Below are 23787 nucleotides of genomic sequence, written 5' to 3' on the forward strand. Positions count from 1 at the left end.
CTAATGGATGCCAGAATAAAAATCCGAAGTAGTATAGTTAGTAGTGTATTTATTATTTCATAAATGGTAGGGTATTGATGCTAAAGATCCTAGTAAGCTAATTAGAGCAGCAATAAGGAATTATTTTAGGTTAATAAATGAAACATAATATCTAGTTTACTTTTGTTGATTCCCAATAATTATTTATTAATGGTTCTTGTTAATAAATCTTTGTTGTTCAGAGGCAACAAGCTTGGGAGCTATATATAATCTATAACCAAATAATTAGATTGAGGTTTTCCGTAAAAATGTAAAAATGATTTAAATATCTTTGCGGCCAAACCAAATCGATTATTTATGAAATCAATTTCTTATTTAATGGCAATATTGCCTTTTCTTTTTATTTCATGCAGTAAAAATATTGATAAAAATGAAATAGTATCCAACGAAAAGTTAATCCAAGTTAAAGTTCAGGCATCAGTATTTAAACAATCTGTTGATCCATTGAGTTTAATGGCAGCTTCAAATAGCCAAGGCTTTTCAACCAGCGGGAATGCTGAAATTACAGATTTAGAGTTAATGGTATTTGATGAGTATGGTAGGTTCGTGACTTCAAAGAGAAATATCACTGCTGATTCTTTTTATAAACCTATATATGGATCGGACTCTTTTAATTTAGCATTACCGAAAGGTAATTATAAAATTGGTTTGATTGGCCATAATAGGCAATATGGAGGATTAAATTTCTATATTGATCAAAAAGATATAACTGCCCATAATTTGACTGTAGATCGATCGGAGCATTTTTCGGCAAATGTGATGCGAGTATTTGTAAGAGATTCTTATATTCACCAATTTCAAGATTTCTCCCTAAAATCAGATACAAGTTTATCACCTTTCAAACTAACACGCTTAACCTCAAAGCTCGAGATTAATATTGAAGATAAGATTGTACCTGATGCTGCTCATATATTAATTGGCAATATGATAAATGCTACTATTTATCCGTTTTCGACCACAAAAAGTAGCATTAAAAGGGAGGGATATTTTACATTTGATGTAAGTAAGAATGCGGGAGCAATAAATACTGTTTTGAGTACCCCAATTTACTCTAATATTAATAATCCAAATTCTAAAGAAACTATCACTGTTAAAATCTATAATAAAGATTATGTATTATTAACTTATTTAACAATTCCAAATGTGACGTTAAAACCTAACCATGTAACTAAACTTAGTGGGAAGTTTTTCTCAAATTATAAAACAGATGGTGATTTGAACCTGAAAACAGAAATCTTAAAAGATTATTCAAGTACCATCATTGAACAAAAGTTTTAAAACTATTTCTTCTAAATTATTTGGGATTTATTTTTAGGATTTCAGGGAGGCCTTGGCAAATTCAAGGTATTCATCGATGCACCGGCAGATGTTGTGCTTTTCCTGATAGGAGCTGTCCGAATACCTGAACTGCTCATAGGGACTGAATCCCAGCTCAAGAAGTTCCCTGATGGATTCCTTGACCAGGTTCAGCTGTTGCAGCCTTTCCTTCTTGCTGTGGATGGAGTTGATGGTATTGAAGACCTTGAACCTTTCATAGGTCTTACCACCGGGTTTCCGAAGTTCTTCGGGGATAAGGTAATGGTAATGAACGAACCATTCCTTGGTGATGTCGCCGCCGGCAACATAACCTTTTATCAGCTTGTAAGTAGGCATATGTGCTCGTGATTTATTAGAAAGCTCTAAAGCAAATGGATTAGCAGAGTTAAATAACTGAAAGCGGAGGGATTGTTTCAGCCCCTTTACCCCGCACTCCTCCCTGAAACCCCTACGGGTCGAACCCGCCCCTCACAATTTCTCATCCCTGCGGCCCACAAAAAAAGCCCATCTTTCGATGAGCTTTTTTCTGTGGAGCCGGAGGCTCTTTTGATATAGTACTTTTAAGGTTGTTTAAGATTGATGTTTAAGCTTAAAAGCTTCATATTTAGCTGTATAAGGTGTTTTAGTTTTTTTAAGTGTTTTAGGATAAGTCAAAAAAGTGGTGTAAATTGTGGTGTAAATTTGAATTACACCACGTATGATTATTAAAAGAAATATCAGCTTTAAACCTGAAAAAAGAAGGAGCAAAGGCATTGAAATTACTAAAAATGTTCCGATTAAAATTCGTTTAAGTTTTTTAGGTAATAAAATGGATCTTTATTCAGGTTTTAGAGTTGATATTGAAAAATGGGACGATACTAAGCAAAGGGTTAAAAATGGCACCACAAATGCTCTGAAGCAATCTGCAAGTGATATTAATAATGCTTTGTCTATGCAAGAAATATTCATAAATGACATCTTTAAAAACTATGAACTTAATAGTGCAACTCCCTTACCGGCAAAACTTCGTTTAGAGATAAATGAAAAAATAAAACCAAAGGAAGTTGAAGACGATCCTAAGCGGAGAAACGATTTTTTTCAGAAGTATGATTTGTTTTTAACCGAAGGGATAAAACTTAAGAATTGGACTGAAGGAACTATCAAAAAATTGAGAACTGTAAAAGCACATTTGCATGAATTCGATGAAGACATAAGTTTAAATGACTTCACACATGATAAAATACAGGATTATCTTGATTTTCTATTGAGGGTCAGAAGTTTTAAAAATACTACTCTCCAAAAGCATTTTAAATATCTCAAGTGGTTTTTGAAATGGGGTGTGTCTAAGAAGTTTATATCAAATAATGATTATATTTCTTTTACACCCAAAATCAAAAATGTAACCAAAAAAGTAATTTTCCTTACTAAAGATGAAATAGAACTTATTAAGTATTTTCCTCTTCCAAAAGAAAAGGAGTATTTAAATAGAGTTCGAGATGTCCTTTTATTTAGCTGTTTCAGTTCATTGAGGTATTCTGATATTTATAACTTAAGAAAGGAAGACCTGGGTGAGAATTCCCTTGAATTTATCACGCAAAAGACTGATGATAGCATTATTGTTGAGTTTAATAAATACACTAAGGAAATATTAAGGAAATACGAGAAAGTTAATCTTCCCTTCAATAAAGCATTACCTGTAATCAGTAACCAAAAATACAATGATTATTTAAAGGAATTAGGGGAGATAGTTGGACTAAATCAACCTATTAAGACTTCATATTACAAAGGGAATAAGAGATTTGATGAGATAGTGCCAAAATATCAAAAACTAACATCCCACATTGGGCGGAGAAGCTTTATTTGTAATGGGTTGTATTTAGGTATACCTGTCCATATAATTATGAAGTGGACAGGCCATAATGATTACGATTCTATGAAACCATACATAGATTTAGTTGACACTATGCGTTCAGAAGCAATGAAAAAATTTAATAGATTTTAATTATGGAGTTTTAAGGTTTTGAACGAAAATTTGGGAATGCCCTTCTACCTGATTTAATTTATCGCTATGGCTCAATTAAAGAGTTTGTCAATTTAACAAAGTCCAAGGCAATTGAGTTATCATATGATCTTTTTTTACAGTATGCTGAAAACTTGAAAGCGGTCAAATTCAATAATTATCCCAAACAGTTTTGGATTTCGTATTCAAAAAAAGATTTTAGTTCCAGGCAATCAGAACAAATTTGTTTATTGGCTGATTTATTGGATGGAATTAAGGATCTGGATCTTGGTAAATCTCACTTCTCTATTTATGAATTAGATAATGAGAAAAATAAAAAGTACATCAATTCCATGAAAGTTTTATGTGATAATAGCTATGCTTTTTTATCTTCTTTAAAGGATGTATTAAATGATGATTTGAGAAATTGGAAAGAGATAGGATGGAAAGTGAGGTTGGAGAATTCAGTTTTTGATTTAAAATCAATCCAAGAAATCCATAGCTGTTTAAATAATACAGTTATTGAAAATATAGACCTTTTGACGTTTAATGAGGTTTTCAATACCATAGATCCTGATAATAAGAAAATCAAATACCTCGATGGGAAGAAAGTCCTTTTATGTATTTTATTAAATAAGATTAGTTTATCTATCGTTGATGAAAAAAAACGGAAAAGATGGATAGAGTATATTTTAAATCAATTCGATATTCAGCAAAGTTTGTTTAATAAGAAAAATTCTGAGAAGCAAAACACCGATAAGGATATGAATAATCTCATTAGTCTATTTTATAAAATAGACTTAAAAGAACTCTAAAATATCTATTTGTCACATTAAATCACTTCTTTCATACTTAAAAGAACCTTTATTGTGCTTTTAAGTATGATTTTTTTGTGCACTACCACCTTGATGCACTTATTCCAAGATGCAATTTTGAAATGTTCGAACAAAGAATAATAGCTGCTGTACACAGCTAAGGTTTAACATTTTTAAATTTTTATCATGAGTATAAATATTCAATCTCTACTTTCTAAACCTATCTACGCAATGACTGGTGAAGAGTTTTTAACACTTCAGAAACAATCAATTGATCAAGCAATGAAAATTGAGCGACAGGAAGCTCTAGGATCGCATGAATTTGTAAAAGGCATATCAGGTATCATGGAGGTGTTTTCAGTCAGCAGAAGCAAGGCAATTGAGCTTAAAAAAGGAATTATTAAAGATGCTGTACAACAGGATAAAAGGACAATAATTGTAGATGTCCAATTGGCAATGAAATTATTCAAAGAATCTAGTGATAAAAATGGTCGCAGGTTTTTAAAAAAATAAAGCAGATTCCTGATCGAATCTGCTTTATTCTATACTTTTTTAATTTGTACCTAAAGGTACTCAAATTGTTGTGTAATGGAGAAGAATCTTTTTATAATAATTAAAAACACCTTTATTGAAGCTAGTAACAACCATGAGTTTGGTTCATATCATATTAGTCTATTTTTATATTTAGTTGAATTATCAAATAAGCTTCACTGGAGAGCAAGATTTAGCGTTCCTACAGATAAGACAATGGATGTCCTTTCTATTGGAAGTTATAAAACTTACAAGAAGTATTTGTTGGATTTGGAAAAATTTGGAGCCATAAAAATTATTGAATTTTCTAAAAATCAATATACTTCTTTGGTAATAGAGCTTAATACCTGCTTTGGATCTGCTTTGGTAAAAAATACCAAAGCAGATCCAAAGCAGGTTCAGTATAATAATACAATAAAGACAATAAAGACTAATAAAAACTATATATACTTAAATCCATATTTTTTAATTTTTCAAAACTTCTATTCTGAAGAATTCAACACACTTTATTTAGATAGCGATTATGAAAGAAAAAGATTAGAATCGCTCACTGAGAAATTGGAACAATTTAGGGAAAGTACAAACGATGGGAGAGAACCCATTTGCTTTTTTGAAGATTTTTTGAAAAACATTTTGACATTAAGTGATTCGTATTATCATAAAAACTTTTCTTTGACCATGCTGGACAGTAAGTTCAATGATATTATAACTCATTTAAAAAATAATAAGAATAGGTCTAGCAAGGAGGCCGTGTATTTTACACCCAAATATTGGCAACCTAGAATTTCTAATTAATATTTTACCCCTTGAAAGTTAGTGTGACCTTTGGGTCACACAATTGGTTGTTTAGGGAATATTATTTGAAATTTTATGAAAAAGTTTTTAATTCAATTTCCTTATGACTTAAACTAAAATTTATTAGGATCCATTGGTTGTTCATGAAATAAAGATTGTTCGATTTGGTCAATCGTTTGGTGTTATACTATTATTCTGGAATACTATTATAATGATATAATGATATAATGATATAATGTTATAACGATATACTGTTATACTGTTATAACGATATACTGTTATAATGTTATAGGGTTATAAATTCCTTAAAGCTACTTGATAAATATTAAAAATACTTTTTGTTAAATGCGTTTTTCCTAAAGATTAAACCACAACAATCGCTCAAAAAAGAGCGTTGATTTTTTTGTTTTTTTAATATTTAAGAATAGGGGTTTTTTGAAAACGTTCTAACATTTTTTGCTCTCCTATCAATGTTTTTTTTGTCTTATGCAAGTAGTACTTTTGTGTACACAAAAAGTTTACTTGCCAACATTGGATGGAACTAATAATTCGGAACTCATTATTATATTTAAGTGATTTATTAACAGAAGAAAACAGTAGTGATTTTCCCAGGAAAATCATTCATTTTTTTTACTCATCCTAGCTATTATTTCCTTTAATCTTGCGCTGATTACTTCTATCGGGAGAACTTCCTCAACTTTGTTAAATAAAAAAACCAATTCGTTTTCTTTACATCGTGCGGGATCATGCCTTATGAAAACGGATCCATCTTTTTTTGCTTGCTCGTGCATTTCTCTAGTAAGTGCCCTCATTCCTTCTAATTTCTCGAATTGCTTTTTAAGTTGTTCGTTTTGTTGGTTCTCCATTGTCATTTATTTTTATCCTTGGTTAATTCAATAAAATTCTTCTTAAATCCATTTCATCTCTTATGTCACTTATTTTTACGCCATTGATGGCGGTAATTTCATAATCAGGAAGAATTATATTCTTTTTGTTAGTTTTTTCTTTTGCCATTTTAGGTTCTAAATTTAGTTATCAAATTTATTCATTTTGAGAATGAAGTTCACTTAGATTTTATGAATTCTTTAGAATTATCCTACGATAATGAAGTTGTATTATAATAATAGCAAATAATAAAACTTAAAATGATTATTTTTTTGAAAAATTAATTTATCACATTCTATGGAGTATGATAAAGTTTACCTGATTTTCAATGTCCAAAAATGGAAAACACAATTAATTGTGGAAAGAAAAGTGGTTTTTAGGTTGAATGGACAGGTAGGTTTTATTATATTTTTAAACTTAATATTTATACCCTTTAAGGTATAAATAATTAGTAAAATAAAAATTTATACCCGAAGTAGTATAGTTTATACTATTTTAATTATATTTATATCAGAAAAGGTATAATCATGGAATCTTTAAGGCTATTTGTTAAACAAAAACGTAAGGAATTAAAGCTTACCCAAGAAGATTTGGCATTAAATGCAGGTGTAGGTTTGCGATTTGTTCGAGATCTAGAGCAGGGTAAGAAAACCCTTCGATTGGACAAAGTTAATGATGTTCTAGCGCTATTTGGGAAAGAAGTTGGTGTAATAGATAAATCCAGGGTATAATGGCACGTAAGGCAAAAATCTTCTATCAAAATCAATTGGCAGGATACCTTGAAGAAGGAGATGCTGGCTATACTTTTTGGTATGATCAGCAGTATTTAAATTCTTCTTATCCTATAGCTGTTAGTTTGACCCTTCCATTGACTGAAGTAATTTATCATAGCAATGTGCTATTTCCTTTTTTTGATGGCCTCATACCTGAAGGATGGTTACTAGAAATCGGAGAAAGGCATTGGAAATTGAATCCCAGAGATCGATTTGAATTATTAATAAACCTATGTAGAGATACTATTGGAGCTGTCTCTGTATATCCGATGGAGGCGGAAGGGAATGGCTAATTGTTTATTCTGCTATAAACCCGTTGAAAATGGAGATTACCATCCCAGTTGCTCTAAAAAATTCTTTGGTACATCAGAAATGCCTTACTTAGATCTGGATCGAGAGAAATTGAATAGCTTGGCCCAAATTACTGTTAATGAACGTTTAGCCCTAACAGGAGTGCAACCTAAAATTTCCTTAACTCTTGAAGGACAAAGAGGAGAAAAGCGTTTGACCTTGGTTGGTCTCTGGGGAGAATATATTTTGAAGCCACAATCTGATAACTTCCCATTTATGCCTGAAGTGGAAGATTTAAAGATGCACCTGGCTGAATTATTTAAGATTGAAACAGCCGACCATACCTTAATCCGTACTTCGACTGGAGAATTAGCATACCTTACAAAAAGATTTGATAGGAAGTCAGGAGAGAAAATCCATGTGGAGGATTTATGTCAGCTCTCAGAATTATTGACTGAGCAGAAATATAAAAGTTCTTACGAAAGAGCTGGAAAGATAATAAAGCAATTTGCGACCAACTCTGGTTTAGATATAATCAAATATTTTAGACTAGTATTGTTTAGTTTTCTGACGGGGAATAATGATATGCACCTAAAAAATTTCTCATTGATTCACTCAGAAGGAGATATTTTACTCTCACCAGCCTATGATTTGTTGAATGTAAACCTGATTTATCCGAAAGATGATGAAGATTTAGCTTTGACCCTTACCGGGCGCAAAAGAAAAATTAAGAAAGTTGATTTCGATCAATTCGCAAAAAGCTTGGGTATTTCTGAATTAGTTCGAGATAATGTCTATAAAGATTTTTCAAAGCAAAAAGGTAAAGTGGAAGATTGGATTAGTCGAAGTTTTTTAAATCCTGAATTTAAGGAAAGATATCAACAGATATTTGAAGTTAAATTAAATAAATTAAACTTTAGTTAAAGCTTGCCATCAATATGGTTTCCCGTATTTTTTTTTAGTTTTCATAAGTATATTTAACCCTATTATGTACGGTTTATAGTGCGCAATATTAATATTACCAATATATGTCAACAGAACAACAAGTGCAAAAGCTGTGGGAAATAAGAAGTATCCTTAAGAGGAAGAAAAAGTATTTACGAAAAACTTAACTATATTTTAGGTTTTGTTTTCTTCAAAATCCTTTCCGGGAAAAAGCATTTATTCGCTAATTACCTATTGCATGACGAATTCAAAAAAAAATGTGCGTTCGCCACTGATGAGGAGAGGATAGTTTCTATCAAAGAAGAACCATTAGGAATGTTGGGCTATTTTTAGAACCAAAATAGCTGTTTGCTACTTTAGCCTAAATAAGGAAAATATCTTGGAAACTGGAGGCCATCCTTAATTTATTCAATCAGTCGACGGTTGACGCCGATTCAGGAGAGGACTTCAACGATTTATTTCAAGTTGATATGCTTAAGATTAATGATTAAACAACTTGGAAAGCTAGCACCAAAAACCAAAATTGATTTTCTTTCCTTACAACATGTTTGTTTTTAGCCAACTAACAAAGTGCGGTAGTTAAAATATTTCCATAATGTAAGGATAAATAAAGTTGACGAACAATTAATGCAAATGCAAGCATTTAAGTAGGCAATGTTGCAGAAACCATTTGGGTAGCATTTATTATAATAACAATAATAAACTAATTTTAATGAGAGATATTTTTTTAAACAATGAATTATGGGGTTTGACAATGCTTGGTGCATTTCAAAGAGCATATTGTTATAAACCTACAACTAAAACTCTTGAGAAACGTAAATCAGAGTTTAAAAGTGCTTTGAGATTACATATCGACACAAAGATTTTACCAGAATATAAAAGTGAGGTTTTAGAATCTAAACACATTGAGAATATTGTTGAAGTATTAGAATTTTCAAAAAAATATGCTGATATTTTTTCAAGAGGGTCATTAAACTTTGGAATTAGCCAAAAGCTTCTCAATTTATATTTAAAATATCAATGGGTAGTTGGTAATATTGAACGTCCGCCACATTTTCCGGTGGATAGGATTATTCAAGAGAGATTAAATATCAAAGATATTCAACCATGGACTCAATTCGATCTTACCGATGGGAAATATTATTATGTAATTGCCTATGCTAAACAAGTATTAAAAGATAAAAAAATCCCAAAGATAGAATTACCTGAGGCAGCGTTTGAATCATTAGCGGATTTAGAATTACATCTTTTTAATAGAAGGTGATGAATGTTCAACTTGACAATCATTTGAGAATAACTTTATGGACCATACGAGAGATTAGCCTTTGAACGTACTTCGTTTCTAGGAGAAAATATCATTCGAGCTAATAAAAAAATAGCAAGAGAAACACAATTAAAATCTTCCTTTAACCACTAGTCTAGATAGTTTAGTGGATGATTTTGATAATTTTATTCTTGTCTAACTTCAATCAGCTAAGTCAGAGAAAAGTTTAGAAGGACAGTTGGGCTCGTGTAAGCTAGAACTTTTTATTGGAATTTTTTTTTCTAACATAAAAACGCTTTGAAATGATGTCTTCGTTACAATGCTGGTGAAACCTAAACTATCCGATCGTTCTTCCAAAATTGAAGGTGTGACTCATAAAACCAATTGATTTTGAACAGGTTTTTGACAATGGTTTAGGAGCTAGGGGATAGGGGATAAAACTCAATTTTTATACACCTATATTTTTATTATTTTTTTAACATAACCATCAAAACATATGAATAAAGTTTCAATTACTAAAGAAGAACTCTTGTTTACTTATAGAAAGGTGAAAAGAGAGTTGTTCTATGAAAAAGATTATATTAAACTGGATAAGATTCTTTTATTTGAAGAGAATATTGAAAGCAATATCAATAATCTTCTTTCTGTATTAAATGGTAATAAAAATGAAATCCAACGATTCTTTAATAATCACGAAAATATTGGTTTTTCAGAGTTTATCTTAAAGGATATTGATTTTTCTAAAAAAGCATCTGTTGATGTAAAAAAATCAATTAAAAATCTTGATCGTAATTTATTTGAGATTAAAAATATTGGGTTTAGGTTCATTGGAGATTTATCAATTTATTTTCAAATAATTGGAGGTCTCTGGTTAAATCGGATTGGATATAAATTAGATCTCGATTTTCCTGATAATGTTTACGGCTGCAGGCTTAAGAAATACGATGATAGTATTAATATTCCTTATTATAAACAAAACCATACTCTTTATAAGCCATATTTTAATGATTATAAAAAATGGCAAAATGATCTTTTTAATATAATTAAGGAAGATAAAAATGTATTGGTTATTACATCTGATTTAAAAAAATATTATCATTCAATTGAGATAAGTGAGCTAAGGTTTAAGGTAGATAAATTAATTAAAAAGCATAGTTTTAACAAAACAGATCTTTTTATTAATGAACTTTTATTTCAAATGATTGAACATTTTAATGATCTTAATAACAAAAATTATCAAGATTTTTTTGATAGCAATATTAATAATTTAGATAATAAAAACTTTGGACTTCCTTTAACTCTTAATGCATCAAGAGTTTTAGCTAATATTTATTTATTAGATTTTGATCAAGACATTATTGATAACTTGAAGCCATTATATTATGGAAGATATGTAGATGATCTAATTATTGCTGTAGAGTATTCTGGATATACGAATGACCAATTGTGTTTAAAAGATATATTAAAACCCTTAAAAAGCTTTGTAATATATGACAATAATTCAATATTTCATGAAGGATTTGATACATATTTAAAGTTTAATCCAGAAAAAGAGAATATTTTTGTTTTTAATGGAATTGAAGATAAAATAGAAGTTAACCAATTAAAAAAAGCTATAAATAAAAATTCTAGTGAATGGAAGTTACTTCCTGACAATTCAGATTATGAAGAGATTGAAAACCTAGATTTATTTCACGATTTAAATAAGTCTTGCGAAGAAGTAAATGGTCTCAGAAAATCAACCGGGCTAATATTAAAAAGGAATAAATTTATAAAGGAGATAGTTAGTTTTGAAACTTTTATTTGTTCTTACAATAGTCAAGTTTGGAGGAAGCGATTATTTAATTTTTTGAATATTATTGAAAGCTATATTTTCGATTTTAAAAATTTTGTGGACTTAAATAAATACTTGCCTAGGTTGTTTGGTATACTAATCCATTCAAATAATGAGGATTTAATAAAAAAGTACTTTGAAACCTTAGAAAGTGTTATGGGCTATATAAAGGTGTCAAAAAATATCAATTCAACGTATTTTGAAAAATCAAAGGTCTTTTTGTATCATAAAATTGCAGAAAATATATTAACAAATAGTTCATTGCATAAAATTCAAAGTAACTATGCCCAGAATTGGGTTTCAAAAGTATTAAAAGGAAATTCTTCAAAAGAAGATATGCTGAAAAATGTGATTCGATTATTTAACACGGACTTACATAAGATTGCATATAAAGATTCCTTTTATAAATTTCCTGAATTTGTTAAATACTTGAATAATAATATTAATTTATCTACTGTTTCGGATAATTTAGCCAATACTTTCTTTAATAAAAGTATAATTGAATTTATCAAGATAAATGTTAAAACAAACTATCAAGAGAATTCGAGTGGAATTACAGATTCAACGGGGTTCTACTTTTTTACTAGACGTCCTTCGTTGCTTGAATTGACAGTTACTTTTAAAAACAAAATTTTAGATAAGGATGGTTTTAAAGATCTAGCAGAAAAGTATTATCATAAATACAGTTTATCTGAAGAGAAAGAATATGATGATGTGAAAAACTTTAGCTTTGTTGATTTTTCAGATACTAAAAATAAAGCGAAAACTAGAGTTTGTAATACACACTTTTTTACAGATGATATTTCCTTTGATGCAAAAGTTAGAATATTGAATGATGAGCCAGATGTAACTAGGTTTGATAGATTGATTAAGATTGTAAATGATGTAATAAAAGAGAGCAAATCAATAGATTATTTAGTGTTTCATGAACTTTCTTTACCTAGGAATATGTATGTTCATATCGCTAAGAAACTAAGCTTTGTTGGCGTTAATTTAATTGCTGGATTAGAATATAAAATTTCTGGTTTAACGGTAGATAATCAATTGGTTTATATACTGAATTCTGATGATAATAGAAGTGGGTCGATTGCATTATACCAATCTAAGTTATTTGGAGCTATTCATGAAAGTAAAGAAATTTATAATAAAAACGGACTTAGTATTGTCCCAAAATTTGAAAAAAAGTTAGTTGTTAAGCATAATGGTTTTATTTTCAGTGGATTAATATGCAACGATTTGTTAGATATTAATAATCGTTCTGTTTTGAGAGGAAATATTGATTTATTGTTTGTTGTTGCTTGGAATCCTGATTTGGAAACTTATCAACACTTAATTAATTCCGCATGTCTTGATCTTCATTGTTTTGTTTCTATTTGCAATAATAAGCAATATGGTGACACAAGAATTAGAGCTCCATATAAAGATTCTTGGAGAAGAGATCTTCAAAAAATACATGGAGGAACTTTAGATTCGTTCATTATTTCTGAGATTAACTTTAAAGAGTTGAGAGATTATCAAACGAATCAAATATCACCAGATAGGCCTTTTAAGCCATTTCCAACTGGTTTTCAAGTTTCCAATGAGAGAAAACTCAAGTAATTAATCATAATGTAATAAGAAACCTATTTTGCTTTTAAATGAGATCTAAACATGGAAAAGTTTAACAAGCAAAATGAAAAAACTTTTCAGAAAATTACTTATGTAGAAACATGAATAATTATTAGCCGTAAAAATTCAGTATAGGGGTAAATAGGAGCCTGGATCTAATTTACGGCTTTTTTATTCGTTTTAAAGAGGTTATCGGTGGGGTAAAGATCATTCAATGATTTATTTATTCATCAAGGTTACAAACTAAAAATAACGCACCACTATTTTAGTGGTGCGTTTTGTGGTGTTAAAAACATAACTGATTGACAATCAGCTATTCCTGTGGAGATGATGAGGATAAAAGTGAAATTATTAATTCAATATTGTTTTTTCTGGAAGGGTTCAATATTTAGTTAGGTTGGGGAATTTTATAATACATGAATAAATAATAAAGGTGGGGAATAAATAATCTGCTTAATGAAATATTATTTTTATGATGAAATATTATTTTCCAAGTGACGGTAAAGAAATTAAGATATTAGAATTTCTCGAAAGTAAATGATAAATTATCATTTTGAAGGAAGTTGGTATGTATGAAATTCTTTTTATGTAGAGTTTTTTCTTCTGTACCAAAGAAAACTGTTTTGATAAAAATTGCCACCATTTCTTTAGAATGGTGGCATTAAATTCTAACTGTTTTTTTATTTGCTTATTAATACTACAAAAATATTAATAATTTGTTTAGAAATTGTTTTATCCATTGTGCATGGGAGCCATTTGATATTTTGGAAATTCTTCTAAATAAGAACATATTTGAATCCCTAGTCTATTTAAGAAGTCACAACTTAAATTTGACCAGGGATTCGATAGCTAGTGATAGTTAAATAATATTTTAATATTAAATTTTAATTCAAGCTAGTAATCTAAATTATATATAAAGAATTGAAAATACAAATTAGAAAACGAATCATTAAAAATGAGTTCTTTTAATTCGAACTAAATCACACAAGCATTTTCTTACTTTTAGGTTAGATAAATTCGATTGTGTATCGTTATCCAGCTAGTAATCCTTTTTGAATATACCTAAGGGTAGGTATATTCTTTGTTAGATAGTTCATTTAATTTTGGCCCAATTTACGTACCTCAATAAATATTGAATATCAATTGTTAGTGGAGATAATATAAAAATAATCAATGAAATACTTTGATAGAATTGGATCAAAATTTAACTATTACCTATGCAAATTGAAAGAATATTTTTGGTCCGCAGGCTTTGAAGTGGATAGAGAAAATAGGACAGTAAGATTATTTTTCTATGCATTTATCATCTTAACATTATTTTCTATGGTCATTATGGTAATACTATTAATTTGGCAATAAAGTTTATAGCCCTCATACTTCTTAAATATTTTTATAGTAGTATTGTTCATTTATAAGGCTGATTTTAGAGTTAAAAGATCAGAATTAAAAATATAAGTAATAATTCTGAAAGTCTTTTTATAAAAAAATCGCTTTAAATGAATTTTAATCAAATAATTGATTTAAAATGTGAATTTTATTATATTATTCCTGACAGCAGGATTCCTGCGTAAGCCATCTAAAACTTAACTATATGAAAGCAATTATTATAACTTTATTCCTGATAATTAATATCTATCCAGCATTTTCACAACATGCAAATGTATTATTTGAAAATGTTAATTTATACGATTATGAGAAGGGCGCTTTATCAGGACCTTTTAACGTTTTAATTGAAGGAAATACCATAAAAAAAATTAGTCGTAGCAAGATTCCTGAAAATGGTAATAATTCTTTAATTATCCAAGGAAAGGGGAAAACATTAATTCCAGGGCTCATTGATGTTCATGTTCATTTAGTTTTTGGATCTTTAACCATGGGAGAAATGATGACAAATGACCTTTCTGAAGAGTTTGTTATTGAAAAAATTGGCTCTTCTTCGGAAAAAATGCTAATGAGAGGTTTTACAAGTGTCCGTGACGCTGGAGGGCCAATATTTCCTCTTAAGTTAGCAATAGACAATGGAAAATTGATAGGACCTAGGATATGGCCCTCCGGGGCAACAATAAGCCAAACCTCTGGACACGGAGACTTCCGTTCGGCGTCTGAACCTTCTAGACGTTTTACCGGGGTGGTTTCTCGGGCTGAAAGATTTGGAGCTACTTTTATTGCTGACGGTCGTGATGAAATACTTACAGCTGTAAGAGAGAATTTGAGATTTGGTGCAAGCCAGATAAAGCTAATGGCAGGTGGCGGCACTTCCTCGGCATATGACCCTATTGATGTAACTCAATACACCTTTGATGAAATGAAAGCGGCTGTAGAAGCTGCTGAAGATTGGGGAACTTATGTGACGGTTCATGCGTATACCCCGAAGGCTGTACAGCGAGCAATTAATGCGGGTGTGAAATGCGTTGAACATGGGCAAATGTTAGATGAAGAAACACTTAAAATTCTTGCCGATAAAAAAATTTGGTTAAGCCTTCAAAATTTGGTGGGTGATACCGATGACATGAGTGAGGAAAGAAAAGCCAAAAGGAAACCTGTGTTGGAGGGACAGGCCAAAGTTTGGCCCATGGCAAAGAAATTAGGTGTAAAATTGGCATGGGGAACTGATTTCTTGTTTGAACCGGAATTAAACGCTCAACAAAATCATTATATTTTAAAATTGCAGCAATGGTTTGAAAATTCAGAAATAATAAAAATGATCACAAAAGATAATGCCGAGTTATTGCAAATGTCTGGTTTGAGAAGTCCTTATTTAGGTAAATTAGGTGTAGTTGAGGAAAATGCTTTGGCAGATTTAATATTGGTTGACGGAGATCCTTTCAAGGACTTGTCGCTGCTGACTCAACCAAAAATGAAGTTTATTGTTATCATGAAGGATGGGAAAATATTCAAAGACTTAAGTCATAGATAAAAATGATTATTCATTAATTTAGGAACAATTAAATAATCATTTTTAAATTTAATTATTTGCTTTGGATTCGGTGACATAAAGGAAAACCCAAATGATTCAGTTATTTAATTATGGAATTAATGATCTCAAAATAATGAATAGATAAGTATATATTAAACAGCAAAAAATCCCTCGTATTAGACGAGGGATATGTGTTAACCCTAAACTACTAATTAATAAAGTAATTTTACAAATCAATATTTTGGATAGCTAAAAATAAGCAGAAAATCAATTCAATCCAAAGGATTTTTATCTTTCCTAAAAATTATCAATATATTTCTCTATAAAGTTTCTTTTAGAGATGTCAAATTTAATTCATAATAATATATGTGTGTAATTTAATTTTTAAATTACATTTACTTTTTAATATTAACCGGTCTCCGATTTAAAAAAAAGATTTAAAAATACTTTATTAATGTAGAAAAAATGGTCATTATCTTTTTCTCCTAAAATAATAGGTTGGATTCATATCATAGGTTTTTTTTATATAGTGAGCAAACTTAAAATAGCTTGAAAAACCTGCCAATTTTGCCAATGAGGTCAGATTTAATTTTGAATTTGGTTCAAATTCACCAATCATATTCTCAATAAAACTAAGTCTAAGGTCGTTTATGTAATTTGGGAAGCTTTTGTTTAAATTTTTATTGATAACATAAGAGATATATTTTCTATTAAAACCTAAGGCTTTTGCTAAATGTGCTAATTTAATATCTCTTTGTATAAATCCATTCGTTTGTTCCCAATCCTTTAGTAATTCTAAAATTCTATTCTCAATATCAGGGCTTAAATAATCATTTTGTTTATTTTGAAGGTCCAAATTATTTTCCATGTATATTATTTTTAAGGTCAAATATAAAGGTTAACAAAATATATTAAAACAATTGATTCAACATCAGTCCCTTTATTAAATATATATTGAGGTTAATGAACTTAATTATCAAATACAAAAAGATATAATTATTGGCAATTGATATAGACAATATTAAAAAATAATAATGAAACTACTAAATGCACTTTTTACTCTAAATGTTTGTTATACCTTAAAAGAAGATGAATTGAAATAATAGTATGATGTATTTTATAGTATTTTAAATATGATTTATTTTACCATATTATCCATTTTTACAATAAAAGGGTAACGAACGACGAATATGATTATGCAAATAAAATTTTAATGAGCTATGTTTTTTTGAAATTTACACCAATTTATACCATTAAAACTTGACCAACTTAGTTGAAAATTCCATGTAAAATAAGGTAAATTCATTATCATGACTATTTTATTGAGTAATATCTTTTATATTTATTAATGCATTTACATCAAACTTCGGATTGTTTTCTAAATGAAATGTTTGATTATAATCGTCATTGTAATCATGAATTGATTAAATTATTCTTGCTTTATCAAGATCAGGTTTCAGAACAATCAATAAAACTTTTAAGTCACATATTGAATGCACATCGAATCTGGAATAACAGAATAATGCAAAATAATGAACATTGGGAAATCTGGCAAATACACTCTGTACCTATGATGGGTGATTTAGATGAATCTAATCATTCGATATCAAAAGATATGCTGCTAAAGGATAATTCTTTAAAGATGATTGATTTCCAAATGAAGGACAATAATGATTATAGTTGCATGATTAAGGATATCATGTTTCACATTATTAACCATTCAAACTACCACAGGGCTCAAATTGCTACTGAACTTCGTAAACAGGAAATTGAACCAATACAGACCGATTATATAAAATATAAATTGTTGATTTGAAATTTCTTTTAATTGATTGATGGCAGTGTTCTTAATATTTAAAAATCTGGAAATAATTTATTAAACTCAGCATTGGATCTTCTTTTATGAAAATGAATTTGAATCGAAAGGTATGTAAATTATCATGAATAGTTTTTCTAAAATCGATTTTACATTGTTAATCATTTTCGTTCCTACTAATACTTAATTCGGATTATGAGGATTGTTTCATTCAATGAGCTGATACATAAAAAAAACCTGACAGATCGAGGAATTGTCAGGCTAAGGTGTAATATTTAGAGTATGTCGTTCTAAAGGAGCCTAAATATAATAAATATAAAAGACCAATGAAATTAAATTATAAAAAATAACCCAATGGACTACTCCATTGGGTCCTACCAAATGTAAATTATGCAACTAGCTATTTATACAAATATAAATAAAATTACAGAGGTATTGTTAACATTTCCATTATTGAGAACAGAGGTTGTGAACAAAAAAGTATAGTTATAATTTGTGAAATAATGATTAATATTTCATTGGATCTTTTGTCCTAACTTCTCTTTAATATATGTATCGTAAGAATTCAATATATTTAAAACTTTATAAATTAGAAAAGAATGAGTTTTTGAAAAGTCATTTTTATTAAAAAATTGGTAAGACTTAATGTGTTTAATGATGGAAAAATCAGAGTTATCGGCAGAAAAGGAAAAGATTTTCGAAATTATTTTGATTGATGATGATAGTATATTTTGCTTCCTTGTTTCAAAAATGATTCAATCATTTACCAACATGAAGATTGACCTGAAAATTTTTTCAGATGGAATTATTGCTCTTAACCATCTAAATGCGCTCCATATCAAGGGAGTCGCGTTTCCAAATGTTTTATTAGTGGATATTAATATGCCACTAATGAATGGCTGGCAGTTTTTGGAAGAGCTTGAAAGCATGAAAATCTTTGCTGGAATCGATGTACCAAGGGTCCTTATCGTAAGTTCTTCTGTAAGCCAGGAAGACCTAGCTCGTGCAAATAAAATTCCTTACATAGAGAGGTACTTGACAAAACCCTTTACCGCAGAGCAACTTTTTCAAGCATTAAATGTGTCCAATTGAATGGCACAGAATAATTAAAAGTTTATAAGATTTGGTTTAAATAGTGGTTAAGATAAGAGATTCTCAACACACTTCTCTTTTGGTTTCTATAATTAATTAATTCATTTTAAAATAATGTTTGTGATTTGTTGTAATTAATCATATGATCATTTTGACTTTTCTTCAATTAGCCACTTTGTTAATTCTCTGTATAAAATTGAGATACCATCGGAACCCTGAGGTACTGCTGAATGAATTGATTATTAGATTTGATATTGAATACAATCTGAAATTTTAATCTCGTTCTGGTTAATATTCCTTAAAAGAAATACTTTCTGGAGGGATTTTGAACTAAAACTTTAACCCTTATTTATTTCTATGGAAAGGACCAAACGTTCGTTAGAATAGCCCGAATTTGGCATTAAATCTGAAAATTTATATATTTTTGCTTTTCCGTGGAAATTCCAAAAATTATGAAAGATGAAAATTATAGTCTAGAAAATTATAAATTAAGGGAGAGGATCCTTGAGCTAGAATCAATTATTTCCTGCTTTGATGATATAGTTTTTGTGGTCTCTAGTGACGGTACAATTTTGGATTCTTGGACTCTTCAACCACAGGAACTTTTTTTGACCGTGATAGAATTTTGAACATTCCGATTGAAGACCTTTTTCCGGAAGAATTTGCCTCAACTTTGGTGGATATACTTGAAAAGACCATCAGGACGAAGAAGAGTCACCAAATAATTTATCAATCGCCTGTAGAGGCTTTTAAGGGAAGTTGGTTCAGATTGAAGACTAGATTTATGGAGAACTTTCCTGGAAAAGTGATGGTTGTTATTTCTAATATTACCAAAGAGATCGAACTTCAATACGAGGTTGAAATGGAAGAAGAGAAGTTCAATCAAGCTTTTATGCATTCTTCCATTGGAATGCTCTTGTTGGACGGAAGAATGAGAATTGTCGAACAGAACCGAGCTCTTTTGGAAATGTTAGGGATGGAGGATGAAAAGACTTTCCGGCACAAGGGATTTTCTGATTACATCCATCAAGACCATATTAAGGAATTAATGGTCGCAGTTACGGATTTAAGATTGGGAATTGTTCATAAAGCTGTTGTTGAAACTAGGGTTTGTACTAAAAATGGAAAATACTTATGGTGCTTAATTTCTTTTTCTTCTGTAAAAGATCAAGACGGACAGGTAACTTATTTTATTTGTCAAATCCAGGATCTTTCTGATTTCAAGGAAATTGAGAAGAAATTAAAATTCCAGAATTCGGCCCTTGAAAAAATAAATTTTGAATTGGAAATAAAGATTAAACAGCTTGAAACGATAAACCAAGTGCTTGCACATGATTTAAGGTCGCCTCTTGCAAATATTGAAATGATTACCGAACAATTAAAAACTGGCACTAAGTCTAGGCAGGATCGGAAGTACCTAGACATGATTTTATTGAGTGGTAACAAATTCAAAAATCATTTAGGTAGGATGATTGATTTTTTGGAAAGTTTGGATTCCTTGGATCATAAGTTTAAATGGAATGAAGTTAATTCTATTTTTAAGGACTCTGTAAATGAATTGGAAAAGCAAATAAAATGTAGTGGTTTCAATATTATTAAACAATCTCAACGCACAATGTTTTTTTTCCCAATGAAATATTTGAAAACTCTTTTTAAATATGTCATTTTGTGCAGCATAAAGGAAACGGGTAGTGAGAATAGGGCATCGCTATTGTTTAACGAATCTGAAAAAACACTGAAACTCCATATCAAATCCAATAACCAATCTGAAATGGATCCATATAATTATAATGTTGCGGCAGAAAAATTAAAAGAAGTAATGACCGTGGATTTTTTCATAGCTAAGCACCAAGTATTATCCGTAGGTGGGTCAATTAAATTTTTACAACCCGATTCACAGAACTATATTCTAGTCATCAAAATGCCTGATAATTACGTGGCTTAATGTTTAAAGAAGAGTTTGTTGGCTTACTATTTTGATGGATATTTTCCATAAAATAACTCTAAAAATATGAGGGTGTTACATTTTTACCAAGGGTAATTTTCAATTTTTTTGTATATCAAAGTATAAAGATACCATTTGAATTTTCTTACTAGCGAGCTAAGGTGTGTGTTGGTTAAATTTCACCATTGCCCCATATTTTTTGCTTTTTTTGCAAAAATATTGATAATCAGTTCGCAATTATTTATTTTGCAAAGAAATCACCATTAATAAAACTAGTAATTAGTTATGAAAAATTACAATAAGGGTCAAAATCTTTCTAAGGTTTACTCCCCTCCAAACCAAGATTATTTGGATATTTTACAGATTCAAGCATTGAAAATAGGGGAGTTAGCAGGATCCTTAGAAGGGGAAAAATTAATAATTGAAGGTTTAGGAAAGTGGCCAGAATTAATTAGATTTGAAGTTCATAGGTTTCAAGAGTCCATGCAGCGAAATGGAGAGAGTATTCCACTTCTGTGAAATAACTTATGTTTTATGAATTATAGTGAATATTTAACATAGTTTAAAAAAGAATATTTATCTTCGGATTTTTAAAACGTAGGTATTACATTTATTGGAATGAAAAGATTTTTATATAGGAATTGTAAAGCAACTCTTTTGTTCATAGGAACTTTTCTCATCGTATTCGGTCTTCTCATGCATTTTATTAAATAATCTGCTGACGGAATTTAAAACGATTATGGCTCCATTCATATTTTTGAACAAGATATTTTCGTAATAATAGTGGTATGGGTCATTATTCGACTCGTTATCAAATATAAACTTCAAACTTTCAAAGAATATATATTCTAAAATATATAGTGATTTTTTGAAGATCCTAAGTAGACCATCTCAATTATAAAAATTTATCTAATTACTTAGCTAATAGTTCCCAATGAAGGTGCTTCACTTCCATTAGCAAAAATATTGTCACGTGTTTATTCCATATGAAAATAACTATTGGCCCCTGAAGGTTGGTAAAAAACTAGATTTAATTACATGATTGATGTGGAGCTAAGATGGAAAAAATTCAAGAAAATAATGATCATGGATGGTAATAATAGTAATAGGAACTTTCAGTGTTTATATTGGGTATTTTTGTAATGTTTTGATTAATTCTTGATATTTCAGGTGAATCTAAAAAGGCTAACTTCTTTTGTTTTTCAATTGAAATAATTGGTTATTAATGCACATATATTTTAAGGTTAAAGAAAAACAACAATAAAGGTCCAATAACTGGATTGATATTGGACCTAAACTGAAATAATCAGAAAGCTTTGAAGATTTAAATATAGAAAAAATACAACATAATATCTTTAGTAAAAAGTCCTATCTATTTTAATTATATTCCCGTTAGTTGATAAGATTAAACAAAAACTGGACAACTTAAGTAGGTAATATATGCAAAACTTAAAATAATCTTTGATTTCAATCCTCTACTTTCATCTTGTCAAAGTTTCAGATTATTGATAAACTGAATGGAATTTGCCGCATAGTTCTTCATTTAAACCTAATGTGTATTGTTTTAATAAAATTATGCCATAAGGCTTTAGGATTAATTAGTCTTATATCTATTCATCTATTCTAACTCCCAAAATTCTATAGTTTTAACGGATTACGGCTCTCGTTAGATTTTAATAAATCGTAAAAAATATTTGAATTTTGCTGAAATAATACTTTATATTTGCAACTGTTTATAATTGGTCTAAATAAAAACAATTGTTTCATTTATTAGGTAATTTGAATGTAAAATAAGAATGATACAATTCCTATTTAAACAAAAGAGCGCCATACGTAAGACGGTAATCTTCGTATGACGCCTTCTTAAACCAGCGGTAACTAGTTTAAGAATCCATACTCATTCGTATGGGACCTTCAACATGCAATTATGGAAGGACATGCAATATAGGAAAATTCAAACAAATCTATAGCTGTTTGATAATTTGTCGTATGCTGTCCTTTCATATTCTTCAGATCGATTATTGATAATCTCAATGAAGAATAGAGAACAGATAATTAACAATTAAACGTAAAAGAATGCCAAAGCATTTTTTTTAAAAATTACAGAACGACAAATTCTTATAAAACATGAAAACCATAAAATTATTAATTATTTTTTTTGCCATTTTCGGATTTAAAATGGTTAGTGCCCACTCCCTGTGGATTGAAACAACACCTTTTGGCGAGAAGAATAAAACCCAAAATGTTAGAGTTTATTTCGGTGAATTCATTCATAATTTTATTGACCCAATCGAGAATTGGCATTCAGATGTTCACGAATTTAAATTATATCTAATTTCACCAAGCCAGCAAACAACAGCAATCCAAGCAACTGAACATCCAGATTATTTTAGCGCAACTATTTCTCCAACGGAAGAAGCTGTTTATATCCTTGAGGTTGGACATCCAGCAAAAGAAGTCTTTGGAACATCAGCTTCTGAATCTACTGTAAATTTAATAATTCAAGAAAGGAGAAAGTCAGCAACTCTTACCGAGCTATCGTCGACTTTAGATATTGAACCAAAGTATCACTATGTAAAGGATGTTTTCCAAGACATTAAACCCAAAGATGGACCATTTTTAGAGGCTAAAGTAGATGTGGTATTTCCGAGTGGATGGATTAAAAAGTTCAAAGAAAATGGCAAAGGAAAGATCTGCTTTAAATCTCTAAAAGCCGGAAAGTACGAGGTTGCCGAAACGGAGAATACAAAGAAAAACATGTGTAGCAAATCCATCGATAAGCATTGGAGCACAAACACTTCATTAATTCTTGTTAACTAACACAAACAGCACGAATCTCTAAAAACTTAACAAATGAATTTATTTGGTTTAACGTCGCTGTTAATCACTGATATTAATCTTAATATACAAGTGCTTAATCGATTTCGCAGAGAGCTTATCTT

General features: G+C 29.7%; 20 protein-coding genes. 16 read left to right on the plus strand and 4 right to left on the minus strand.

The window, feature by feature from the left end; translation table 11 throughout:
- The first annotated feature begins 336 nt into the window (after window positions 1-336).
- Window positions 337-1317 (plus strand): hypothetical protein, encoded by a 981-nt coding sequence (locus tag ACWICE_RS04980; protein WP_454297794.1) that lies wholly within the window; start codon window positions 337-339, stop codon window positions 1315-1317.
- Window positions 1318-1350: 33 nt separating this feature from the next.
- Here ACWICE_RS04980 and ACWICE_RS04985 read toward each other — a convergent pair whose 3' ends face one another.
- Window positions 1351-1692 carry a hypothetical protein gene (locus tag ACWICE_RS04985; RefSeq protein ID WP_454297795.1) on the minus strand — a complete coding sequence of 114 codons (342 nt, stop codon included), beginning with the start codon at window positions 1690-1692 and terminating at the stop codon, window positions 1351-1353.
- A 361-nt stretch (window positions 1693-2053) separates the two neighbouring features.
- Here ACWICE_RS04985 and ACWICE_RS04990 point away from each other — a divergent pair, with 361 nt between their 5' ends.
- The 4 genes from ACWICE_RS04990 to ACWICE_RS05005 all read left to right on the plus strand — a co-directional run bounded on the left by ACWICE_RS04990 (window position 2054) and on the right by ACWICE_RS05005 (window position 5475).
- Window positions 2054-3337 carry a phage integrase SAM-like domain-containing protein gene (locus ACWICE_RS04990; protein WP_454297796.1) on the plus strand — a complete coding sequence of 428 codons (1284 nt, stop codon included), beginning with the start codon at window positions 2054-2056 and terminating at the stop codon, window positions 3335-3337.
- Between the two features lie 152 nt (window positions 3338-3489).
- The gene (locus ACWICE_RS04995; protein ID WP_454297797.1) at window positions 3490-4149 is read left to right on the plus strand and encodes a hypothetical protein; all 660 of its coding nucleotides are present in this window, start codon (window positions 3490-3492) and stop codon (window positions 4147-4149) included.
- Between the two features lie 186 nt (window positions 4150-4335).
- Window positions 4336-4662 carry a DUF3853 family protein gene (locus ACWICE_RS05000; protein ID WP_454297798.1) on the plus strand — a complete coding sequence of 109 codons (327 nt, stop codon included), beginning with the start codon at window positions 4336-4338 and terminating at the stop codon, window positions 4660-4662.
- A gap of 75 nt (window positions 4663-4737) precedes the next feature.
- Complete coding sequence (locus tag ACWICE_RS05005; protein ID WP_454297799.1) at window positions 4738-5475, plus strand: hypothetical protein; 738 nt, start codon at window positions 4738-4740, stop codon at window positions 5473-5475.
- Between the two features lie 617 nt (window positions 5476-6092).
- On the opposite strand, the gene ACWICE_RS05010 is transcribed toward ACWICE_RS05005, so the two are convergent.
- Together ACWICE_RS05010 and ACWICE_RS05015 are read right to left on the minus strand one after the other, a co-directional pair.
- Entirely contained in the window at window positions 6093-6341 is a 249-nt protein-coding gene (locus ACWICE_RS05010; RefSeq protein ID WP_454297800.1) for a hypothetical protein, read from the minus strand.
- A 22-nt stretch (window positions 6342-6363) separates the two neighbouring features.
- Window positions 6364-6489, minus strand: a complete 126-nt coding sequence (locus ACWICE_RS05015; RefSeq protein WP_454297801.1) for a hypothetical protein — start codon at window positions 6487-6489, stop codon at window positions 6364-6366.
- Between the two features lie 398 nt (window positions 6490-6887).
- Here ACWICE_RS05015 and ACWICE_RS05020 point away from each other — a divergent pair, with 398 nt between their 5' ends.
- From ACWICE_RS05020 to ACWICE_RS05045, 6 genes are all read left to right on the plus strand, one after another.
- Entirely contained in the window at window positions 6888-7091 is a 204-nt protein-coding gene (locus ACWICE_RS05020; RefSeq protein ID WP_454297802.1) for a type II toxin-antitoxin system Y4mF family antitoxin, read from the plus strand.
- Entirely contained in the window at window positions 7091-7426 is a 336-nt protein-coding gene (locus ACWICE_RS05025) for a HipA N-terminal domain-containing protein (protein WP_454297803.1), read from the plus strand. The genes ACWICE_RS05020 and ACWICE_RS05025 overlap by 1 nt, the downstream gene beginning before the upstream one ends.
- Window positions 7419-8348 (plus strand): HipA domain-containing protein, encoded by a 930-nt coding sequence (locus ACWICE_RS05030; RefSeq protein WP_454297804.1) that lies wholly within the window; start codon window positions 7419-7421, stop codon window positions 8346-8348. Before ACWICE_RS05025 ends, ACWICE_RS05030 begins: the two co-directional genes overlap by 8 nt.
- A gap of 733 nt (window positions 8349-9081) precedes the next feature.
- Entirely contained in the window at window positions 9082-9633 is a 552-nt protein-coding gene (locus ACWICE_RS05035) for a hypothetical protein (RefSeq protein WP_093095635.1), read from the plus strand.
- A 496-nt stretch (window positions 9634-10129) separates the two neighbouring features.
- Complete coding sequence (locus ACWICE_RS05040) at window positions 10130-13066, plus strand: RNA-directed DNA polymerase (RefSeq protein ID WP_454297805.1); 2937 nt, start codon at window positions 10130-10132, stop codon at window positions 13064-13066.
- A 1600-nt stretch (window positions 13067-14666) separates the two neighbouring features.
- On the plus strand, window positions 14667-15992 hold the full coding sequence (locus tag ACWICE_RS05045; protein ID WP_093095639.1) for a metal-dependent hydrolase family protein: 1326 nt from the start codon (window positions 14667-14669) through the stop codon (window positions 15990-15992).
- Window positions 15993-16464: 472 nt separating this feature from the next.
- Here the strand turns inward: ACWICE_RS05045 and ACWICE_RS05050 are convergent, their stop codons facing one another.
- Complete coding sequence (locus tag ACWICE_RS05050; protein ID WP_093095640.1) at window positions 16465-16860, minus strand: helix-turn-helix domain-containing protein; 396 nt, start codon at window positions 16858-16860, stop codon at window positions 16465-16467.
- Between the two features lie 519 nt (window positions 16861-17379).
- Here ACWICE_RS05050 and ACWICE_RS05055 point away from each other — a divergent pair.
- The 5 genes from ACWICE_RS05055 to ACWICE_RS05075 all read left to right on the plus strand — a co-directional run bounded on the left by ACWICE_RS05055 (window position 17380) and on the right by ACWICE_RS05075 (window position 23665).
- Window positions 17380-17808, plus strand: coding sequence for a DinB family protein (locus ACWICE_RS05055; RefSeq protein WP_175486276.1), 429 nt, complete (start codon window positions 17380-17382; stop codon window positions 17806-17808).
- A gap of 654 nt (window positions 17809-18462) precedes the next feature.
- Window positions 18463-18900 (plus strand): response regulator, encoded by a 438-nt coding sequence (locus ACWICE_RS05060; RefSeq protein WP_157739437.1) that lies wholly within the window; start codon window positions 18463-18465, stop codon window positions 18898-18900.
- Window positions 18901-19480: 580 nt separating this feature from the next.
- Window positions 19481-20845, plus strand: coding sequence for a PAS domain S-box protein (locus ACWICE_RS05065; protein WP_454297806.1), 1365 nt, complete (start codon window positions 19481-19483; stop codon window positions 20843-20845).
- 285 nt (window positions 20846-21130) lie between these two features.
- Window positions 21131-21364, plus strand: a complete 234-nt coding sequence (locus tag ACWICE_RS05070) for a hypothetical protein (protein WP_093095646.1) — start codon at window positions 21131-21133, stop codon at window positions 21362-21364.
- Between the two features lie 1608 nt (window positions 21365-22972).
- The gene (locus ACWICE_RS05075) at window positions 22973-23665 is read left to right on the plus strand and encodes a hypothetical protein (RefSeq protein WP_454297807.1); all 693 of its coding nucleotides are present in this window, start codon (window positions 22973-22975) and stop codon (window positions 23663-23665) included.
- Window positions 23666-23787: the final 122 nt, after the last annotated feature.

It is taken from the genome of Sphingobacterium sp. NPDC055346, assembly GCF_053645235.1.

Bases quoted from the DNA above. Each gene is read 5' to 3' on its own strand.
- ACWICE_RS04980 (WP_454297794.1), top strand. From the start codon at position 337: ATGAAATCAATTTCTTATTTAATGGCAATATTGCCTTTTCTTTTTATT.
- ACWICE_RS04985 (WP_454297795.1), bottom strand. From the start codon at position 1,692: ATGCCTACTTACAAGCTGATAAAAGGTTATGTTGCCGGCGGCGACATC.
- ACWICE_RS04990 (WP_454297796.1), top strand. From the start codon at position 2,054: ATGATTATTAAAAGAAATATCAGCTTTAAACCTGAAAAAAGAAGGAGC.
- ACWICE_RS05000 (WP_454297798.1), top strand. From the start codon at position 4,336: ATGAGTATAAATATTCAATCTCTACTTTCTAAACCTATCTACGCAATG.
- ACWICE_RS05005 (WP_454297799.1), top strand. From the start codon at position 4,738: ATGGAGAAGAATCTTTTTATAATAATTAAAAACACCTTTATTGAAGCT.
- ACWICE_RS05010 (WP_454297800.1), bottom strand. From the start codon at position 6,341: ATGGAGAACCAACAAAACGAACAACTTAAAAAGCAATTCGAGAAATTA.
- ACWICE_RS05015 (WP_454297801.1), bottom strand. From the start codon at position 6,489: ATGGCAAAAGAAAAAACTAACAAAAAGAATATAATTCTTCCTGATTAT.
- ACWICE_RS05020 (WP_454297802.1), top strand. From the start codon at position 6,888: ATGGAATCTTTAAGGCTATTTGTTAAACAAAAACGTAAGGAATTAAAG.
- ACWICE_RS05025 (WP_454297803.1), top strand. From the start codon at position 7,091: ATGGCACGTAAGGCAAAAATCTTCTATCAAAATCAATTGGCAGGATAC.
- ACWICE_RS05030 (WP_454297804.1), top strand. From the start codon at position 7,419: ATGGCTAATTGTTTATTCTGCTATAAACCCGTTGAAAATGGAGATTAC.
- ACWICE_RS05035 (WP_093095635.1), top strand. From the start codon at position 9,082: ATGAGAGATATTTTTTTAAACAATGAATTATGGGGTTTGACAATGCTT.
- ACWICE_RS05040 (WP_454297805.1), top strand. From the start codon at position 10,130: ATGAATAAAGTTTCAATTACTAAAGAAGAACTCTTGTTTACTTATAGA.
- ACWICE_RS05045 (WP_093095639.1), top strand. From the start codon at position 14,667: ATGAAAGCAATTATTATAACTTTATTCCTGATAATTAATATCTATCCA.
- ACWICE_RS05050 (WP_093095640.1), bottom strand. From the start codon at position 16,860: ATGGAAAATAATTTGGACCTTCAAAATAAACAAAATGATTATTTAAGC.
- ACWICE_RS05055 (WP_175486276.1), top strand. From the start codon at position 17,380: ATGTTTGATTATAATCGTCATTGTAATCATGAATTGATTAAATTATTC.
- ACWICE_RS05060 (WP_157739437.1), top strand. From the start codon at position 18,463: ATGATGGAAAAATCAGAGTTATCGGCAGAAAAGGAAAAGATTTTCGAA.
- ACWICE_RS05070 (WP_093095646.1), top strand. From the start codon at position 21,131: ATGAAAAATTACAATAAGGGTCAAAATCTTTCTAAGGTTTACTCCCCT.
- ACWICE_RS05075 (WP_454297807.1), top strand. From the start codon at position 22,973: ATGAAAACCATAAAATTATTAATTATTTTTTTTGCCATTTTCGGATTT.